This window comes from Pedobacter sp. R-06, from assembly GCF_049913135.1.
In the GTDB taxonomy this organism is placed as follows: Bacteria; Bacteroidota; Bacteroidia; order Sphingobacteriales; family Sphingobacteriaceae; genus Pedobacter.
In genome coordinates, this window is the sequence record NZ_CP183977.1 from 3139259 (window position 1) to 3154954 (window position 15696).

Sequence of the window (15696 nt, forward strand, 5' to 3'; positions counted from 1 at the left end):
TGTTATCCCTTTGTTCCGAGCGTGGTAATAAACCTATACTGGATTTCGTCCCCTTTGATCTCGGGGCCTTCGATCATCGCTGTAGTGAGGATCGGGTAAGTCCCCGAATAAAAGTTCATTACCTGTTGGGGACTGAAACTGTTTGAGGGATCGGAAAGCCTTATTTCCCTTGTCTTTTCGATAAAGACAAAAACCCGTGGTAATATATCTGCTGTCAACATAGTATCTATTTTTATGGTTACAATAAAGTGAGTTGGTTTTTCTTCCATTCGAGTTCCCTTGCAAGTTTCCCGATCTCAGCCTTTTTATCGGGATAGTCCGCCTCCTTGGGCAACATCGCTATCGCTTCGGCATATTTACAGCTGCTGTTGAGTTTACCGATCTCTCTGATAATGTCCTCGAAAGTTGGTCTATCCTCGATAGTCTGTTCCTCTTTCTCCTGCAAAGTCGTTTCTCCTGCAACCTTTGGCGCAGTGGCTTTAACGGGCTTGGGTCTTTCCACAATCTTTGCCCTTGCATCTTCAAGACCTTTGTTATAGGCAGAGATGTTAGTGAAAAGCGATTTTGTTTCGGATATCGGAACGGTAAGACCTTCTAGGATACCCTCATCCAGTTCCTGTGCTGTCCCTTTAAAAACCATCGGGGGCAATTTGCTTTTGATCTCTCCGTTTGTTTCGGGTTTTAGCAGTACCGAAACGACCATTTCATTTTCTTCTGCAAATGAAATATTGAATACCCACGCCCCTACTCCCTGCAAACGCTGTATGGCCTGAAAAAAATTGGTTCTCATGGTCTGTCCTTGGTTAAATATATTTCCCTGTCATTGGAATGCACAAATTCATATCCGTTCTGTGTGATCACATCTTTGATAATGTTCTCGGCGTGGCGGATACGGACGGCATCCCCTGCAGATACGCTCATATCTGAAAGATTCTCAAAAAAGTGCAGGGCCTGTGCGATCTGAAAAAGCGCCCCGTACTCTGTTTTATCTGTTAATTTGCTCATGGTGATTTAATTTTAAGCAGGGGCGCAGCTGCGCCCCTAAGTAGATCAGTTAAGTTGAAAAGAAATGTTACCGTTTTTGCCAAGCTCAAGACACAGGTCAAAGGCGGACTGTCCGCGCTGTTTGGCTGTTCCCTCCAAAATGGATCTGAATTTTGATTCACCATCTTTGAATCTGCGTATGTTCTGATAGTAGCCCGTTACGGCATTATATGCACCGAACAATGTTCCTTTTGTGGTATCAAGCATCTGCGAGGGATTTACCATAGCATAGCTGTAAACATCATCCACGATATTTTTATACGCACTTGATGCTTCATCAAGTGCACCATTTTTCAGTTTGGCCAATACCTCGCGGTTTGGAGCCATTGCGATCTGAATAAGTTTCTTTACTTCTTCATCGGAGATACGCACGGTAGCCCAATGATTAAAGACCTGTTCCATTTCGTCCCCTATCCTTCCCGAAATGCCCATTAATGCATGCGCTGTTTTGAGCCTTTCCCCAGCGCCCGAGGAATGGCGGATGCGGATGGAATTTGTAGAATTTTTAAGGGCAGCATTCAGCGTATTGTTACACACGATGCGTATGGGCGTAAATGCTGCTGTGATGCTACCAAAGCCATCATGTGAGGTGGTCAGAAAAAGGTATTGCTCGATCAGGTCATCCCTTCCTACTTTAATATAGGAAGGGAGTTTTGCCGTAATAAAAATGCGCTCCCCTTTGCCCAATGCGCCTGCGGTTTCATAGAGGATGCCCTCTCCACCGCCAACAATGCTATCGAAAAACTCAAATGCTTCGATGTTCTGCACCACGCTGTAATCCCTGCCAACGACACCGAGTACGGCCTCGTTATCTGTCCTTACGGTTGCAAAATAGTTTGGAACTGGAATCTGTGGGGATCTCCCAAAGATTACCGCATCTGGATCGGGATCATTTTGGAGGCGCATGTTAAGCGCATCCATTGTGAAAAGCGGTCTTTTTTCAACCGAATAATCAAGCCCTGCAAACTTTAGGGCTTCGGCAGAAGTGGGATAGGCTTCTACTATTGTACCCAATCCGTGCCATGCTTTTTCGCTTACAGAAAAAAAGCTGTGTTTTTGTGTTCTCTCGTTATAATTAAGGTTATGTGCCATGACGAAATTGTCTAAAATGAATGTATCGGCTAATAATTAAAATGGCAGGTCATCATCAATGCCCTCGAATCTGTTTACGGTTTCCTTCGGTTTTTCGCTCTGCATAGGTTCGGCAACAGCGGAACTGTTCTCTCTGCGTGATGCACTTCCCAAAAGTTTGATTTCAGAGGTGTGAAAAGTAAGCGATGCCTTGGCCTCTCCCGATCCACTCATATATGCATTTACACCGATGCGCCCATAAAGCTGGACCCATCCCCCTTTTTTAAGATATTCGGCAATCCCTGTGTTAAGCCAATAGGAACAGTCGATAAATGTGGTGATCTTTTTCAGCTCACCCCCAGTACGATAGATGTCATTGATTGCAATTGAAAAGCCTGTTACTTTCCGTTCTCCGCTTACTGTTCTTACAACCGCGTCGGCTGTTAGTCTTCCTGTAATTTCCATGATTAAAAAATTTAAGTTTTACATTTTTTTCCTTTCCATTTCCCTAAAAATTTTTCCAAAAGAAAAAACGGGAAAAAAGAAAGTCCGGAAATACTGGTGCATAGTAAACGGAGAGCTATAAATCCCAGAGGGTGTTCCGGCAATGCCGGAACATTATGCGCTCGCAGTGCGCGTAGCGCCAGAAATTCACGGCCTTTTTACCCGTTTCGTTGGAATAATGTATGTTTCCCAGTACTTAAAAACAGGTATTTTTCAATTACATCACAAACACACAGGTTGTTAACAAAAAAAACACTTAACTTTAAAGCAACAGCTATTAAATTGACTATCAAACAGATAAAACCATCTTAAACAAACTCTCATGGCAAAATTCATCACCGTACTGACATCACATGTCAACGATCCACAATGGACCGCTGTCCAGACAGCGGGTTCACTTTCAGCCCTTCTTGCCAACAGGTATTTTACGGCTGGGATCAATTCAACGATATTCAAGTCACCGGGTGACACTTTTATACAGGATGTCACTGTTACGGAAACCGACACACAGCTGGATAACCCAGCAAAGATTTATGAACTATCGGCACAGACCGCTCAACTGATGTCTCTGTTTGCCAGTAAACCTTCCAAAAAGCTGATCAAGCTATTGGAAAAAAAGGGGGGACATCATGGGAAACAACATTAGAAATACCCTATTGGCCATTGTTGCCATAGGTCTGCTCGGCGCATGTAATTCGACGGGGAAACTGACCAGAAGATATAAATCAATCAAATATGCAACTAGCGGCAAAATGGATTCCTTAATTAAGGTAAGTGGGTATGCGGTAACCGGGGATGCAGTGGAACAGGCTAAACCCAAATCGATTTTTGACCTTAACGCTGAAGCCCAGGCAGAACTTATCAAACAAATTGGTATCAAAGAAACCGACAACGCCAAGTTTGTTTCTGCCCTTTCGAGCAGCTTAAGCCCAAAGTCTACCGGAGGGATAGATGTGCTTGATTTAACCAGGTTTCAGAAAAGGATTGTCATTTCGGTCAAAAAACTCAAACACCATCCAGCGGACCGCATCAACATGATAGATGTGACACTTTCACTGCCTGAAGGCACCAAGCTCCTTAGTTGTAACCGGCTGATGACCGAATACCAGACCCTGGAGTTTGGAAAACTCAACTACAGTAACACTGCCTCAGCAAGTCTTACGGGAAACGCAGGTTCAGGCTTTTCTTCTGTACTCACCAATGGGGGAAGTACGAACAGGACACTAGTGGATGCAGATGGCAATGCCTTTAAAAATGAAGGGACAGGAAGTACAGGAACAAATACATTTTCCAATACCTCCGTAAATGGAAGCACCAATGGCCTTTCCAGTACAACAACCGGAAGCCTAGGGTTGACAGCTACAGGCACCGGTTCAAGGACTTTTGCAGAGGAAGTAATGCTCCGCCAACGGATTGTGGGACTTCAGGCATCTATATCCAAAAATGACCTGAACCTGTTCCAGAATGGCGGCCTTGGTATTGACCTTTCAGGGAATATCATTGCAGACATTGTTTTTGAAATCAAAGAATCACCAAATACCGAGCGGATAATCTCCTTTACTGATCTTTTGGATATTGCCGGCAAGGCAAACCCAGCAGACAAATTAAAAATCAAGGATTTTATTTTGATCTACCCCGGCCTGATCAAAGATGTGGAGGCAGATCTTAAATTTAACGGAGAATACAGATGGGTTAAAGACGGAGACAGAACGATCTCTGAATCAGATGATGTCGTATCATTGATAAGTGGAAACGGTTTCACAGAAGATAAGGTAAACCTAATTCCCGCCAACATCTTAAAACCAAAAATGTGGACGATATCAATACCTGTTAAAGGTGGCGAGCTGCCACTTGAGATTTCACTTCCTACTGTGGGGTCAAGCGGAAAAATAATCTTCAATTCTGCGACCGAGGCAAGAAATTTTATTGCATGGTTAAAGGCATCCTACACGACTATTCCCGAATCTAAAACGCTTGGAACATCTGGGCATGTCCTGGTGCTGCCGGCTGGGGCCACGCTCAACAAGTCAAGTTTAGATGGTTTAAAACTAAATATTTATTAAAAATATAACATTATGGCATTCATCAACTGTATGGAGGCGGGCTGTCCCGCCCTGCTTCCAGATCCCTGTGGACCGACGACAATACTTTTCACAGAAAAATTTAACCTTCAGAACAGTTCTGGTGGAGGATCAAAACGCATGCTTGACCGTATCATCAAAATTGATGGCATGATCAAAAATAAACTTGGGCTCTTGGATGCCGAGGTGCACTATCAGAATTTTGTTAGATCAAATGAAGGACGGACGGCCACCGCATCGCTAAAGATCTTTACCCTGCGCTGCGCGAAGGGCCATGTCAATCAATATTCCGTAAACTGTCCTTAGCATGGGAATAGGAGAGCAAAACAAAACCGATGTAAACTTCTGGTCAAACCTGACTGCTGAAAGGATATATACATCAACGGACCGCGCAAAGGATGCTTGCGACAGGCTCCAAAAGCTGATCGGCTGGGTATTCGGGATATATTCTACAATAACCTTTGCAAGTGTGATATGGGGGAAAAAGGAAGATTGGAACGTATTTGCCTTATTATTTATGGGGGCATCTTTTGCCATACTGATCTTTTCATATTGGGAATCGGCAAAGGCTTCTTTTCCAGAGAAAACCACGGTACTTACTGGAAACCAGGCATCGGAACAAAAAGCTTATGAGGACATAATTGAAAAATTCACGACCCATTTTAAATTGGCGATGAGGCTCTGTTTTTTTGGTATCTCATCTTACTGTATCGGGCTGATCATACAGTTTTCCATGCCCAGTGTAGAAAAAGTTTTTGCAAAAAAAGATCCTGGCAAAAAGAAAAGCGATACCCTTGAGGTAATGTACCATGTTTTCCCTGAAAAGAAAACGATCGGCCTATATATTACCTCCCGCAAAAATTCAATGGTTCTGATCAATATCGAAACAGATACGGTTATCAATGGCAAAAAAGTTACCAGAAATGCTTTTGGCATAAATGATGGCACCTGTACAGGAAAAGTTGTATTTATTGACAGTAGTCTGAATACCTCGATCAATATGAAATATTCCCCACGTTCAAACCTATATATCAGGGCAGAACGGGCCGACACAATCAGGGGAAACTATATCCGAAGAACTATTCTCAGAAAATGTTTTCTACAGGTTGCAAAAGCCTCAGAAAATTTAAAAAAATAAGTGTTATTGGATTTTTAGCATATGAGTACAAGCCCTTCCCAATCCCGGGCAGGGCTGCTGAGATAAATTTCACGCTTTCATTAGTAGTCAACACCATAGTCTAATCATCTATGTTAGATGGACGCCATCCTGTTTATTCTAAGTGGGCACCCTTAGATAAGACCATTAACAAAGAGACTTTACTTCCTAATTTTGGATGATATGACGGTACATATTTTATGTATCCAAAGTTTATTAAGTTGTTGATACTTTTATGATATGTACGTGTTGAAGAAATTTTACTTATTTCCATTAGTCCCCTACGTGATACCTGAAAATAATCACCTGATCTGCCCTTCACATAATAAATAATCAGCGCATAAATTAAAGCAATATCAGTCGTAGTGATCCGCTTGTCAGAATTGATTACCGAGAACACTAAATTCAGATTTTTATTGATCCTTAGTTTTTTTGGTTTCATGATCGTTAGCGTTCGGCCCCAAGGACTTGGGTATTACCATTCATTAAATTTTCCACTATTTTGGCATTATAGTAATAGATACTTCCAATTTTTGAATATGGAAGTGTTCCATTTAATCTTAGGTTCTGTAAAGTCCCCTGTGATACGCCTAATACCTTCCTCACCTCATACCCTTTCAAAAACTTCTTTTTAACTGGCTCTTCTATGGCAACTATCTTTTTGATTTCTTCTAACAGAAGCGTCCCGAAGTTCGCCAGATCTTCTTTTGTCAATATTTCTATGTTCATAATTTATCTTAATTTTTTACGAAAATTTGGGCAAAACAAAACAGGGGACCAAAGTCCCCTGTCTCAGCATATTGATCTGTAATTTAAACTATCTGGTTCTGCCCTTTTTTTCTACACTCGAAACTTCCTCTACAAACGCTTCTTTTTTTTCATCAGGGGCCAAGGCTTTAGTAAAAACCTCTTTTACATCAACTGCTTTGCTATAAACCGAAGCAAGATTAAGATCATAAAAATCAAGGGTTTTAAACTGCGGATTGGCGGCTACAAATCCTTTCATCTCTTTACCATCTTTTGAAAAACCGATCTCATGCAAGTTACCCCTTTCAAGACTTTTCATCAATTGGTCTTTGAACCCGGGCTTATCGATACCAGGAAGCACAAACCTGTCAACAGTTGAAGCCAGGTTGAAACCGTAATTTTCCCCGTAATTTTTAACGATAAAACCTTTTTCCGGATCACGGTCCATGAGGTCTAGCTTTAGCCACATATTGGCCTTTTCTCCACTTTTAAGTATAACATCTTTATTCACTGCACGTCCCGAAAGCAGGTTGTAACTCTCTTTTACAGTCACACCTTTTCCTTTGTTGATGTAGAAGGTCTGATCTATCGAATCGGGCTGTCCCGCAGTCTGGAGTGTTGCAACATATTTATTAAAAAAATACATGTCTGTATCCTTACTCTTTGAAAAATCGAGTTCGTAACGCATGGCATCAGCAAGCTCAGGTTTGTCCTTCGAATTGACTGGGGGCATCTGGATTTCCATCTGTAGCTTGAATTCCGGAAGCTCTTTTTCAATGGCTTCTCTTAATTTTGGGTGTAGTGATTCACCAAACCCAAGGTACTTCAGATTGTTCTGAAGATACTCCAAATTGTTTTCGTTCATAATAACTGGATTAATTTTGATTAATAGAAAAGAACCGGCATATCCAATGGACGGTACCGGTTCACTGATTTAAAAAATCGTGTAAAAAAGAAATTTTGGATTTTGGGACATGCTGCCTAAAAAAAGGCCGGATACCCAATAGTGTGAAAAATTTCCGCAAGGAGATCCCTTTTTGGTGAATTGAAAAGATACGTCCTGCAACAATAGCGGTAACCATTTCGCCGTCATGATAAAAACACACTCCAATACCCTTGAAATCGAGACAGAACTTAATAGCGCGCAGTACATCGATAAGCTCGGTCCCAAAAAGCAGGTTCAACCTTAAATTATGCTTTTGGCAAAATAATCCTACCGGGTAATTATACATCGGAGCAATAGCAAGAAACAGCAGTTCGTCATGTCTATTGTAGCGGTGGGCATTAAAATGTAGAAATGCTACAACCTCCATGACGCTATTGCAAACAAAGATTTCTTTTATCAGATTAAGATCCACCCACTTGCTTATCCAAAAACCAGCCATGGTGGGCACCAGATGAAACCCCACGCCAAAATGTTCGCATTGCCCTGTGTTATAGCCAAATATCAGTTGACCTGAATTACCTGCCTTGAATGGCATTTCAAAGCTTTCACAGATCTTTTTCGCTGTGATCATTGCAGAAAAACTCATTTATCTTGAAAGTCCGGACCGAGTATATCCCCTGTTATGGGCGGAGGCTGCAGTCAGATGTTCGTCGAATGTCTTGTCACCAAGCCTAGATAACTGCTGTTTTTCATAATCCTTAAAAGCTTGTTTATAACCGTCATTTTTCTCATTTGTTTGTGCCATCAGTCCTTTATTTCCGATAAGTGCCTTGACCCCGTTAAACAGGACATATGATATACCTCCATCCATCAGTATCGAAATGATCAGTGAAAGCCTGTTTGAACGTAGGCCTTCAGCGCATGTGCTACTGGCCTGAATCAAAGTCCCGTCATCCAGTTCAATCTGTCTTCCTTCACGGTAACGTTCTTTTTGGTAAGGGCTTAATGTTATCCCGTTTACCTGTTCGGGTGCCCTGACCTTCAGCATGTCGGTTACCACAAATTCCCTTGTATCCCAGTCGTATTCCACCAGTAGTGATTTCTTTTCACCACCCCAGTCGACTTCCTTAAGAACATTTGATTTTTGACCGGTAATAAGTTCATCGGCTTCTGCTTGGGTGATGTAGGGTGGGTTGAGCGATTGTTTGTATACCGGATGCACCAATAGTTCCGGTTTACCCGATACCCCTCTGACCAGAGAAAGTTTGACTTCCATTTCTTTGATCTCAATCCCACTGCGCGAGATATCATGAAGTTTGATCAGATTGGTCCTGCTTCCCGAAAGAAGTGCATGGATATCTTTGCTCTGGATCAATATATCTTCTCCTTTAACAAGACCAATCTCCCTGAGCTGCTCTAGCGGAAGATCCTTTTCATTTAATATTGGTATATTCATTGTATTTCTGTTTTAGTAGTTAATAGAGTTTTTTCTTTGATTAGAATTGGCGTATCAGGTGAACTGACTTCAGAAGAATCAAGCAAAAGGAGAAACAGTTTATGGTTCTTTATGGTAGTAAAGAGATAGAGTAACTTAAGGGGGTTTACAAAATATCCTTTGAACTTTAATCCAAAGTGGAGGTGTTCTCCTGTTACCCGTCCGCTAGATCCCGAGATTCCAAGGGAGGTACCGGAAATAACTATCTCACCCACACTGACCATTGATTTTGAAAGGTGTCCATAAATACTGGTAAATTCACCATGACTGACCACTATATAGCCGCCGATAACTGGATCGCTGGAAATCTTGACAACCCTTCCCTGTAGAATAGAAAATACAGTATCAGATTTTGCCCTGAGGTCTATCCCGCTATGAAAGCTATTCTTAACCCCGGTTACTGGATGCATCCTATAACCAAAACCGGAAGTTATTTTGAACCTGTGTAGCGGTAGGGATAACGATAATCCATCAATGGACTGTGCTTTACCCGAGAAAGCAATTACCAAAAGGTTAAGCAAAACTGGAAACCATAACCTCGATTTCCCTGATAATGCGCATAAAGTTGACACGCAGTATTTCTTCTTTATTATCTCCAAAATCATAGTAGACTGGCAGGTCAACATAAGCTTTTTCCTCATTTTTGATTTCATTCATGTCCAGGTTTACCCTGCAATTGATGGCGGATGTTTCGTACTTACCAGAATACCTGCTCTGTGTATCTGCAGCAATTACCCCGACCAGTTCCCCTGAAGCTAAAGAAGCTATCTTGCCTGCGGGGACCAAGACTTCAAGTTTTTCACTTAACGAAACTGAAACCTTGCTCCTATCGATCGAAAGGCTTTCTCCCTGCTGTTTAGACTTTCCAAGGATCCGTTCTAACCAGTCCAGGGTTTCCTTGTTTCTGACTGCCCCGGAAAGTACATTTCCTATGACAGAGGTAATTGTAAATGCAGTATCTTTTCCGTACTGTTGCTTGAACTGCGGAAGTTCCTGAAGTCCAACCAATACCGCGACCCTGTTGGACCTTGCTGTTGCAATCAGGTTTTCTATCCGATGCACAAAGAGTGTAGGTACTTCATCAATGAGCAGCGCTGAAGGAAGGTTGCCCTTAGAATTGATCAGTCTTGTCAGGCGGTTAAGTACCACAGAATAACATGCAGAATTGATGTTCTGGGTATTGGGATCGTTCGCCAGCACTAACATCCCAGGGGATTTAGGGTTAGAGATCTTCAGGTCAAAATCATCGCCCGAAAACACCCAAAAGCTTTCTTTTGTAGCCATGCGGCTCATAAAAATCTTGAGCGTCCCGATCTGCCCTTCCAGCTGATCAAATGCCTTGGCAGCAAATGCAGACTTAAATGGCGAAAGCAATGAAATCAGCTCGGGATCGGTAAAGAGCACAGCAAATATCTCTGCATAAGACCTATTCAAAAAAGCCATCACATGTGGCAGGCTTGAGAACTTTCCACCTTCATACCTGCTCAAGAAATAAATACAGGATGCCAGAAAATTAATGGCGGACTGCGTAAAGAAAGCATCACTTCCGCTGGCTTTATCCCCCTTTTTTAATGCCTCAACTGTTGCTTCGGCAGTTTCGGAGGCATCTGCCAGGGTGAGAATATAGTCGGCCCGAAGTGGATTTATCCTTCTGCTCTTTTCAACATTGTTCAGATTGATCACATGAAAGGTAAATCCCTCCAGTAGCCCTTTTTTCTTTGCGAGCAAAAAGTGGTAATAAGCGATTTTTCCAAGGTCAGGATATTTGAAATCATACAGACATACCGCAAAGGACTTGGCGATCATCTGCCGGATAAAGGGATTTACGATAGAAAATGATTTCCCTGATCCCGGCGTACCGATTACCATTGTCGCGCGAAAAACGTTCAGATTGATCCAGCCCTTTCGTACCTTTTTTCCATTATAGAAAAGCATTGGTATATTTACGGAAAACGGTGTCTCTACCTTAACTGTGGGCTGCATAAAACTTTCGCCCTCAACATTCCATTTATCTTTACCCAGACCTGAACGGATGATTTTTGATACGTTATCCATGGAAACACTGATCATTACCGCACCGATAAATGAACAGACTATATATACCAGATCATTGCCCTGTGTATAAGCAAATGCCAGAGCAGAAGGCTTTCCGTAGAAATAAACACTTCCAAAATAGATCATTATACCAGTACAGAGCGGATATAGGATTTTACTTTTTATATCAAAATCAGGTTGCTTTTTTGATAGGGTCCCAATGCTCACCAGGCAGATCAACAGTAATACGAAGAGCTTGCTATAAATAAGCTCAGTATAGATCGGAAGCAACTTTATCCTGTAGAGTCCAGTGGAGAAAAGTCCCCAGAACGGCGCATCAATATAGACAAAGACCGTGATCTCTAAAAAAATGCAAAAATAAACCAGGCATTGGAGAAAGCTGTGAAGCTTTTGAAGCTCTTTTGACTCTTCCATAAAAGCATTGGATTACTGTTCGAGCGTATCGGCATTAAGGAGATCGCTATAGCGTAGCCCGAAAGAAAGCGTCCTTCCAGAAAGCTGTTTTTCGGTGAGCTGTACATTTAGTATCCTGTTCCCCGGAAAAGTGAACTTTCTGAAAACAAATACATTACGGTAATATCTTTGAAATGATGAAACGCTGGAAAACACATATTCTGGAATCAGTTCAACAGATTGTGTATTGGAAGCCTTGATCAGCTTTTTATCATCTATCTTAAATCTGATTTCCTCAATATCGAATCTTAGGTTACTCTTGTTGACGTAACTGATGTCGATAAATACATAGTCACCGACACTTGCGATATTGTTGAGTTTTGCCGTTAGCCCATAGCCACTTGCCCTGACTGAACCAGTCTCTGGACGCTTTCTGAACATTGAAAGTGCATAGCCCCTGGCCTCGGCCTCCGAGAAGGAAACATCAGGGACTGAGATCGGCTGCATATCTGTCCGATCAATATCTACACTTGACCTAAATAGACTGTCAGACCTGCCCTTATCATAAATCAGGCTAAATTGCGAGATGTTCTTTTCTCCTACGACTGTCAGTACCGCTGAAAAAGCGTTTGAACAGGAATCCCCCATTTTTAGCCTGAGCAGGTTTGGTACCGGTATATCCCCATGAACCTTTAACGTAGAGATATCAACATAGCGGATATTCTCGGGCGAAAGAAGGTGTATGGTCAAATCTTTTTTAAGATAGATTACTGAAAGTGGCCTGTTCAATGGAACAGTCTGGGCAAAGGCATGCCATATGGCCAAAAAGCTTATCGCCAATAGAAAGATTATTTTTTTCATAATATTTATTTTGATTGTTTGTGGAGGGACTGGGGATCAATAAGGTAAACCCGGCTATTGTATTTAACTTTTGCCTTGTTCTTTCTGATAAGCCCTGAAATTGCGGATGAAGTGGATGTAAAGATCTTATCCACCGCACTCATGAGAAATTCCTGTTGGTTCTGTGAGCTTCCCTGGGTAGAAAAGCCCTGGACAGATTCAGTTCCCAGGTTTCGTGAAAATTCCCTAAAGTTTGATGAAGGAACATAAAGGCCTTCGAGACCATCAAGATCATATACTTCCAGTCTGACAGGGATAATTTTATCCTCCCTTGCGATAGAAGTTATACTGAGCTTGACCCGCTGCTGAGAAAATCCAGTGATCTCGGCGAACAGATAAGTGCCTTTCCTTAATGGCAGTGAACCGACAAACAGATCTTCGAGGATGCGTATCCTGATCCTTGAACCCGAATATCCAGTCACATTTTCATCTATTACCGCACTGATCAAGCTGCTGTTTTTTTCTGCCAGGATTGTATTGAAAACGCCAAGACCGGCAAGTTGTTTAGTGACCATTTGGATATTTATCTGCGGAACAGTTGAAGCAGGTTTTAATTTTTCCCTTTTCTTAAGCTCTGCCTGATATTCCGGATCATTGGCCTTCCCCATGCTATCGATATAGGACATCTGTTTTTTAAAAACTTCCATAGGGTCAGTTACAGGTTCACCAATATGTCCTTTTATTTCTCCCCGGGATACAGATTGACCCTGTTTTCCGAAGCTGGAAAGTGCTTCCGCCATTGCCCTGTCTTCAGCAGAAAGTAATGCCCCCCTCTTACCATTGGCATTGAAAATTGCCGACTTGCCAGTTTTTGCGCTGTTTACCGTTTTTTCTGTTTGACGGAGTACACGTTCAATGGAATCCAAAGATTTTTTTCGTTTTTCGGCATCCGAAGCAACATTTCCTACTTCATTGCCATCGAGGTTGTTGATTGCAGTGGTTCCTTCTGAATCCCTATATCGATCGCGGTATGCATCAAGTTTATCGGTAAGCCCCCTTTTTCTGACCTGATCAGATATATCCGCGATATTGCTGTTCATCCCTTCCTGAAGTGGATCCTGGACTTTTTGTCCTATGGAACTTTGGTATACATAAAAGAACAGGCATAAAAACGGTAGCACCAATAAAGGGACCACATATCTGGGCTGTTTTAAGTTTATTTTCATGGTTGTTGGATTTGTTTAAGCTCGAGCAGTGCATTTTCAAGAAATACGGAATCTGTCCCAGAAAGCTTTTTTTTATTTAAAACAGAGTCTACTTTGTCCCTGATGGCCATTGTCCGCCGCAGATTACCAGCAGTCCTGGAGATGGAATTCAGCCTCCCATTAATTACCGCCAGATTTTGGGAACTATCTTTTTGACCACTTACCTGTGAATTGTTTTTAGATTTATGTCCTTGGCGGGAACTGAATGACCAAAGAACAGAATAGCTCAAAGAAATCACCATACAGACGAATATTGTTCTTGGAAATCTCCTTAGCAGTGAAGATGATGATTTATAAATCCTGGTGAGGTATGGCGCAAGCTCATCCCTGAGATCCATCCATACCGTTTTTTCCGGTGCCCTGTTAGAGCGAATTTTTCTGAACATTTTCGATGTCTTTATTTTCAATTGTTTTCCATGCGGTGATGAGTACGCCATGTGGATTATTCTCGCTTCTTGGGATGTCTTTCAGGTAACCTTCTGTAATCAATGAGCGGAACACTGTTACGCTACGCCGGTCTATTTTTTGTCTTCCATAATACCTGAAATATTGGCGCGGCAGATCAAGAATGATAGAATCTGTCTGAAGGGTCAATACCGAACTACTGGAAAGTACAGAACTGAAATATCCTTTCTCCTTGAGGTCGTTGTACTGCTTGGCCCCCGATTCATCTATCAGATACATGGCCTTTTTCATCTGGTATTCTATGTAACGGTCGTCCGGTGTCAATGAAAAGAATATGGAATGAAAAAGGTCGATATGTGCTTTATATTCTGCGGGCCGGTTCATCTTGACATCGGTCTGTTTGGCAAGAATAGGCACATTATTATTAAGTATATAAATGCTTTTTCGGGACGAAAGCACTTGCTTATAGGCATAAACAGAAACGGCCAAGCTTACGCCAAAGGCAAGTACCAGACTCCCAATAGACACCAAAGTGGCCAAGCGGATCTTTGATTCAATATTTTTGATGATCATAAGAAATAACTAAAAGATTAATAATCAAAAGAATTTTCCCGATGCTTTCTTTGCAACACCCAAAACGGTCTGGGATCCCCTGCCAAAGTTGGATGCAGCAGAACTGATACCCGATGTGGAAATGATCCAGGTGGAAATGCTGGGAACAGTGAACATACAGATTGCTCCGATAAGAAAACTGAGGATAACAGTACCAAACGAGAGTACTCCGTTTCCAGCGAACCAGGCCATTTTTTCCATATTTAGCGCTTCGCCGTTCTCCCCGATCAGTTCTTTGTACCTACTGATTTCCATGGTCATAGCGGTTTTCTGTAACAGGGCAACGATGTACATGACCAGGTATCCAATGCCTAAGTAAAGATTTACAGAAACGAACCTTGCAATCCAGGTACTTAAAGAATCCCTGAAAGAGGGTAATATGCTCGCAGCTACCGCAAAAGGTCCAAGAATGATGAGTATCGCAGAATATATGATCTGGATGAGAAATAAGACATAGACTGCTAAACGCAGTATCCAGATACCAAGGAGTTCCAATAACTGCGTCAGCAGCAACTGCATTCCAATCTTGAGCCGGTTTTTAAGTTCAATGACAGGGCTGATCACTGTAGACATCCCCTCTTTTACAGAACTGGTGACCGAGTCCCACGCCTGATCTATCCAGGTATCAGATTCTTTTTCAGCAAGCTCAGTCTCCGCCTGAAAGCTATATAGAGCATTTGCAATTTTAAGCATGTAGTCTGCCCTAATCACCCGGAGATTATTGACATTGGCCTGCTCACTCGTGTACATTTCTTCTGTTTTCATGGCAACCAGATCGGTCGGAAAAGCAATAACTTTTGTAAATGCACCCCACCACAAGATGATCATAACAAGCCCAAAAGGGCGGAGCAAAGGCATAACTTCCAACTTTTTATCCCCGGCCATCATCTCATAAGATTTTATCGCGAAGAATATAATCATGAATATTGCGGCCAACGCCTTGGCATCTGTAATGAAGATATCAAAATGCTCCCATAGGGAATTTTTCATACCCTTTAAAAATACCATTACGCCCTCTTCATAAACCCCATTCCCTTGCAGGAATTCAAATGATCTCCTGTAATCCGTAGTTTGAGCAGATGCCCCGATAGCCAGAGCCATTAAAAACGTAAAAAGCCCTATCTGTTTTTTCATAACATTCA

The 15696-nt window shown here is 42.1% G+C and carries 21 protein-coding genes; 4 read left to right on the forward strand and 17 right to left on the reverse strand.

Annotated elements, in window-relative coordinates:
• Window positions 1–2: 2 nt before the first annotated feature.
• From ACN9MR_RS12840 to ACN9MR_RS12860, 5 genes are read right to left on the reverse strand one after another with little or no spacing between them, the layout of a single operon-like run.
• On the reverse strand, window positions 3–221 hold the full coding sequence (locus tag ACN9MR_RS12840; protein WP_426330061.1) for a PRTRC system protein C: 219 nt from the start codon (window positions 219–221) through the stop codon (window positions 3–5).
• 17 nt (window positions 222–238) lie between these two features.
• Window positions 239–790, reverse strand: coding sequence for a PRTRC system protein E (locus ACN9MR_RS12845; protein WP_426330062.1), 552 nt, complete (start codon window positions 788–790; stop codon window positions 239–241).
• Window positions 787–1005 carry a hypothetical protein gene (locus ACN9MR_RS12850; protein ID WP_426330063.1) on the reverse strand — a complete coding sequence of 73 codons (219 nt, stop codon included), beginning with the start codon at window positions 1003–1005 and terminating at the stop codon, window positions 787–789. The genes ACN9MR_RS12845 and ACN9MR_RS12850 overlap by 4 nt, the downstream gene beginning before the upstream one ends.
• Window positions 1006–1050: 45 nt before the next feature.
• Complete coding sequence (locus ACN9MR_RS12855; RefSeq protein ID WP_426330064.1) at window positions 1051–2136, reverse strand: DUF932 domain-containing protein; 1086 nt, start codon at window positions 2134–2136, stop codon at window positions 1051–1053.
• Between the two features lie 36 nt (window positions 2137–2172).
• On the reverse strand, window positions 2173–2580 hold the full coding sequence (locus ACN9MR_RS12860; protein WP_426330065.1) for a single-stranded DNA-binding protein: 408 nt from the start codon (window positions 2578–2580) through the stop codon (window positions 2173–2175).
• A 361-nt stretch (window positions 2581–2941) separates the two neighbouring features.
• Between ACN9MR_RS12860 and ACN9MR_RS12865 the strand changes: the two genes are divergently transcribed.
• Genes ACN9MR_RS12865 through ACN9MR_RS12880 form a run of 4 tightly spaced genes read left to right on the forward strand, consistent with a single transcriptional unit; the run spans window position 2942 to window position 5838 of the window.
• Complete coding sequence (locus ACN9MR_RS12865) at window positions 2942–3265, forward strand: hypothetical protein (RefSeq protein ID WP_426330066.1); 324 nt, start codon at window positions 2942–2944, stop codon at window positions 3263–3265.
• A complete protein-coding gene (locus ACN9MR_RS12870) occupies window positions 3249–4682 on the forward strand; it encodes a hypothetical protein (protein ID WP_426330067.1) in 1434 nt (477 codons plus the stop codon). The genes ACN9MR_RS12865 and ACN9MR_RS12870 overlap by 17 nt, the downstream gene beginning before the upstream one ends.
• A 12-nt stretch (window positions 4683–4694) precedes the next feature.
• A complete protein-coding gene (locus ACN9MR_RS12875) occupies window positions 4695–5006 on the forward strand; it encodes a hypothetical protein (protein WP_426330068.1) in 312 nt (103 codons plus the stop codon).
• A gap of 1 nt (window position 5007) precedes the next feature.
• Window positions 5008–5838, forward strand: a complete 831-nt coding sequence (locus tag ACN9MR_RS12880) for a hypothetical protein (protein WP_426330069.1) — start codon at window positions 5008–5010, stop codon at window positions 5836–5838.
• Window positions 5839–5971: 133 nt separating this feature from the next.
• Here the strand turns inward: ACN9MR_RS12880 and ACN9MR_RS12885 are convergent, their stop codons facing one another.
• From ACN9MR_RS12885 to ACN9MR_RS12940, 12 genes are all read right to left on the reverse strand, one after another.
• Window positions 5972–6298 carry a hypothetical protein gene (locus ACN9MR_RS12885; RefSeq protein WP_426330070.1) on the reverse strand — a complete coding sequence of 109 codons (327 nt, stop codon included), beginning with the start codon at window positions 6296–6298 and terminating at the stop codon, window positions 5972–5974.
• Window positions 6299–6303: 5 nt separating this feature from the next.
• Entirely contained in the window at window positions 6304–6585 is a 282-nt protein-coding gene (locus tag ACN9MR_RS12890; RefSeq protein WP_426330071.1) for a helix-turn-helix domain-containing protein, read from the reverse strand.
• Window positions 6586–6673: 88 nt separating this feature from the next.
• Window positions 6674–7468 (reverse strand): hypothetical protein, encoded by a 795-nt coding sequence (locus ACN9MR_RS12895; RefSeq protein ID WP_426330072.1) that lies wholly within the window; start codon window positions 7466–7468, stop codon window positions 6674–6676.
• Between the two features lie 61 nt (window positions 7469–7529).
• Entirely contained in the window at window positions 7530–8135 is a 606-nt protein-coding gene (locus tag ACN9MR_RS12900) for a hypothetical protein (protein ID WP_426330073.1), read from the reverse strand.
• Entirely contained in the window at window positions 8136–8945 is an 810-nt protein-coding gene (locus ACN9MR_RS12905) for a DUF4099 domain-containing protein (protein ID WP_426330074.1), read from the reverse strand. It lies immediately after the preceding gene.
• Window positions 8942–9493: a M23 family metallopeptidase gene (locus tag ACN9MR_RS12910; RefSeq protein ID WP_426330075.1), complete on the reverse strand. Its 552-nt coding sequence runs from the start codon at window positions 9491–9493 to the stop codon at window positions 8942–8944. The genes ACN9MR_RS12905 and ACN9MR_RS12910 overlap by 4 nt, the downstream gene beginning before the upstream one ends.
• Before the next feature lie 4 nt (window positions 9494–9497).
• Window positions 9498–11453, reverse strand: coding sequence for a type IV secretory system conjugative DNA transfer family protein (locus ACN9MR_RS12915; protein WP_426330076.1), 1956 nt, complete (start codon window positions 11451–11453; stop codon window positions 9498–9500).
• A 12-nt stretch (window positions 11454–11465) separates the two neighbouring features.
• Complete coding sequence (gene traN, locus ACN9MR_RS12920; protein ID WP_426330077.1) at window positions 11466–12293, reverse strand: conjugative transposon protein TraN; 828 nt, start codon at window positions 12291–12293, stop codon at window positions 11466–11468.
• Between the two features lie 5 nt (window positions 12294–12298).
• A complete protein-coding gene (gene traM, locus ACN9MR_RS12925) occupies window positions 12299–13498 on the reverse strand; it encodes a conjugative transposon protein TraM (protein ID WP_426330078.1) in 1200 nt (399 codons plus the stop codon).
• Window positions 13495–13923 (reverse strand): hypothetical protein, encoded by a 429-nt coding sequence (locus ACN9MR_RS12930; protein ID WP_426330079.1) that lies wholly within the window; start codon window positions 13921–13923, stop codon window positions 13495–13497. Before ACN9MR_RS12930 ends, traM begins: the two co-directional genes overlap by 4 nt.
• Window positions 13901–14515: a conjugative transposon protein TraK gene (gene traK, locus ACN9MR_RS12935; protein ID WP_426330080.1), complete on the reverse strand. Its 615-nt coding sequence runs from the start codon at window positions 14513–14515 to the stop codon at window positions 13901–13903. The genes ACN9MR_RS12930 and traK overlap by 23 nt, the downstream gene beginning before the upstream one ends.
• Window positions 14516–14539: 24 nt before the next feature.
• Complete coding sequence (locus ACN9MR_RS12940; protein ID WP_426330081.1) at window positions 14540–15688, reverse strand: plasmid transfer protein; 1149 nt, start codon at window positions 15686–15688, stop codon at window positions 14540–14542.
• Window positions 15689–15696 lie beyond the last annotated feature (8 nt).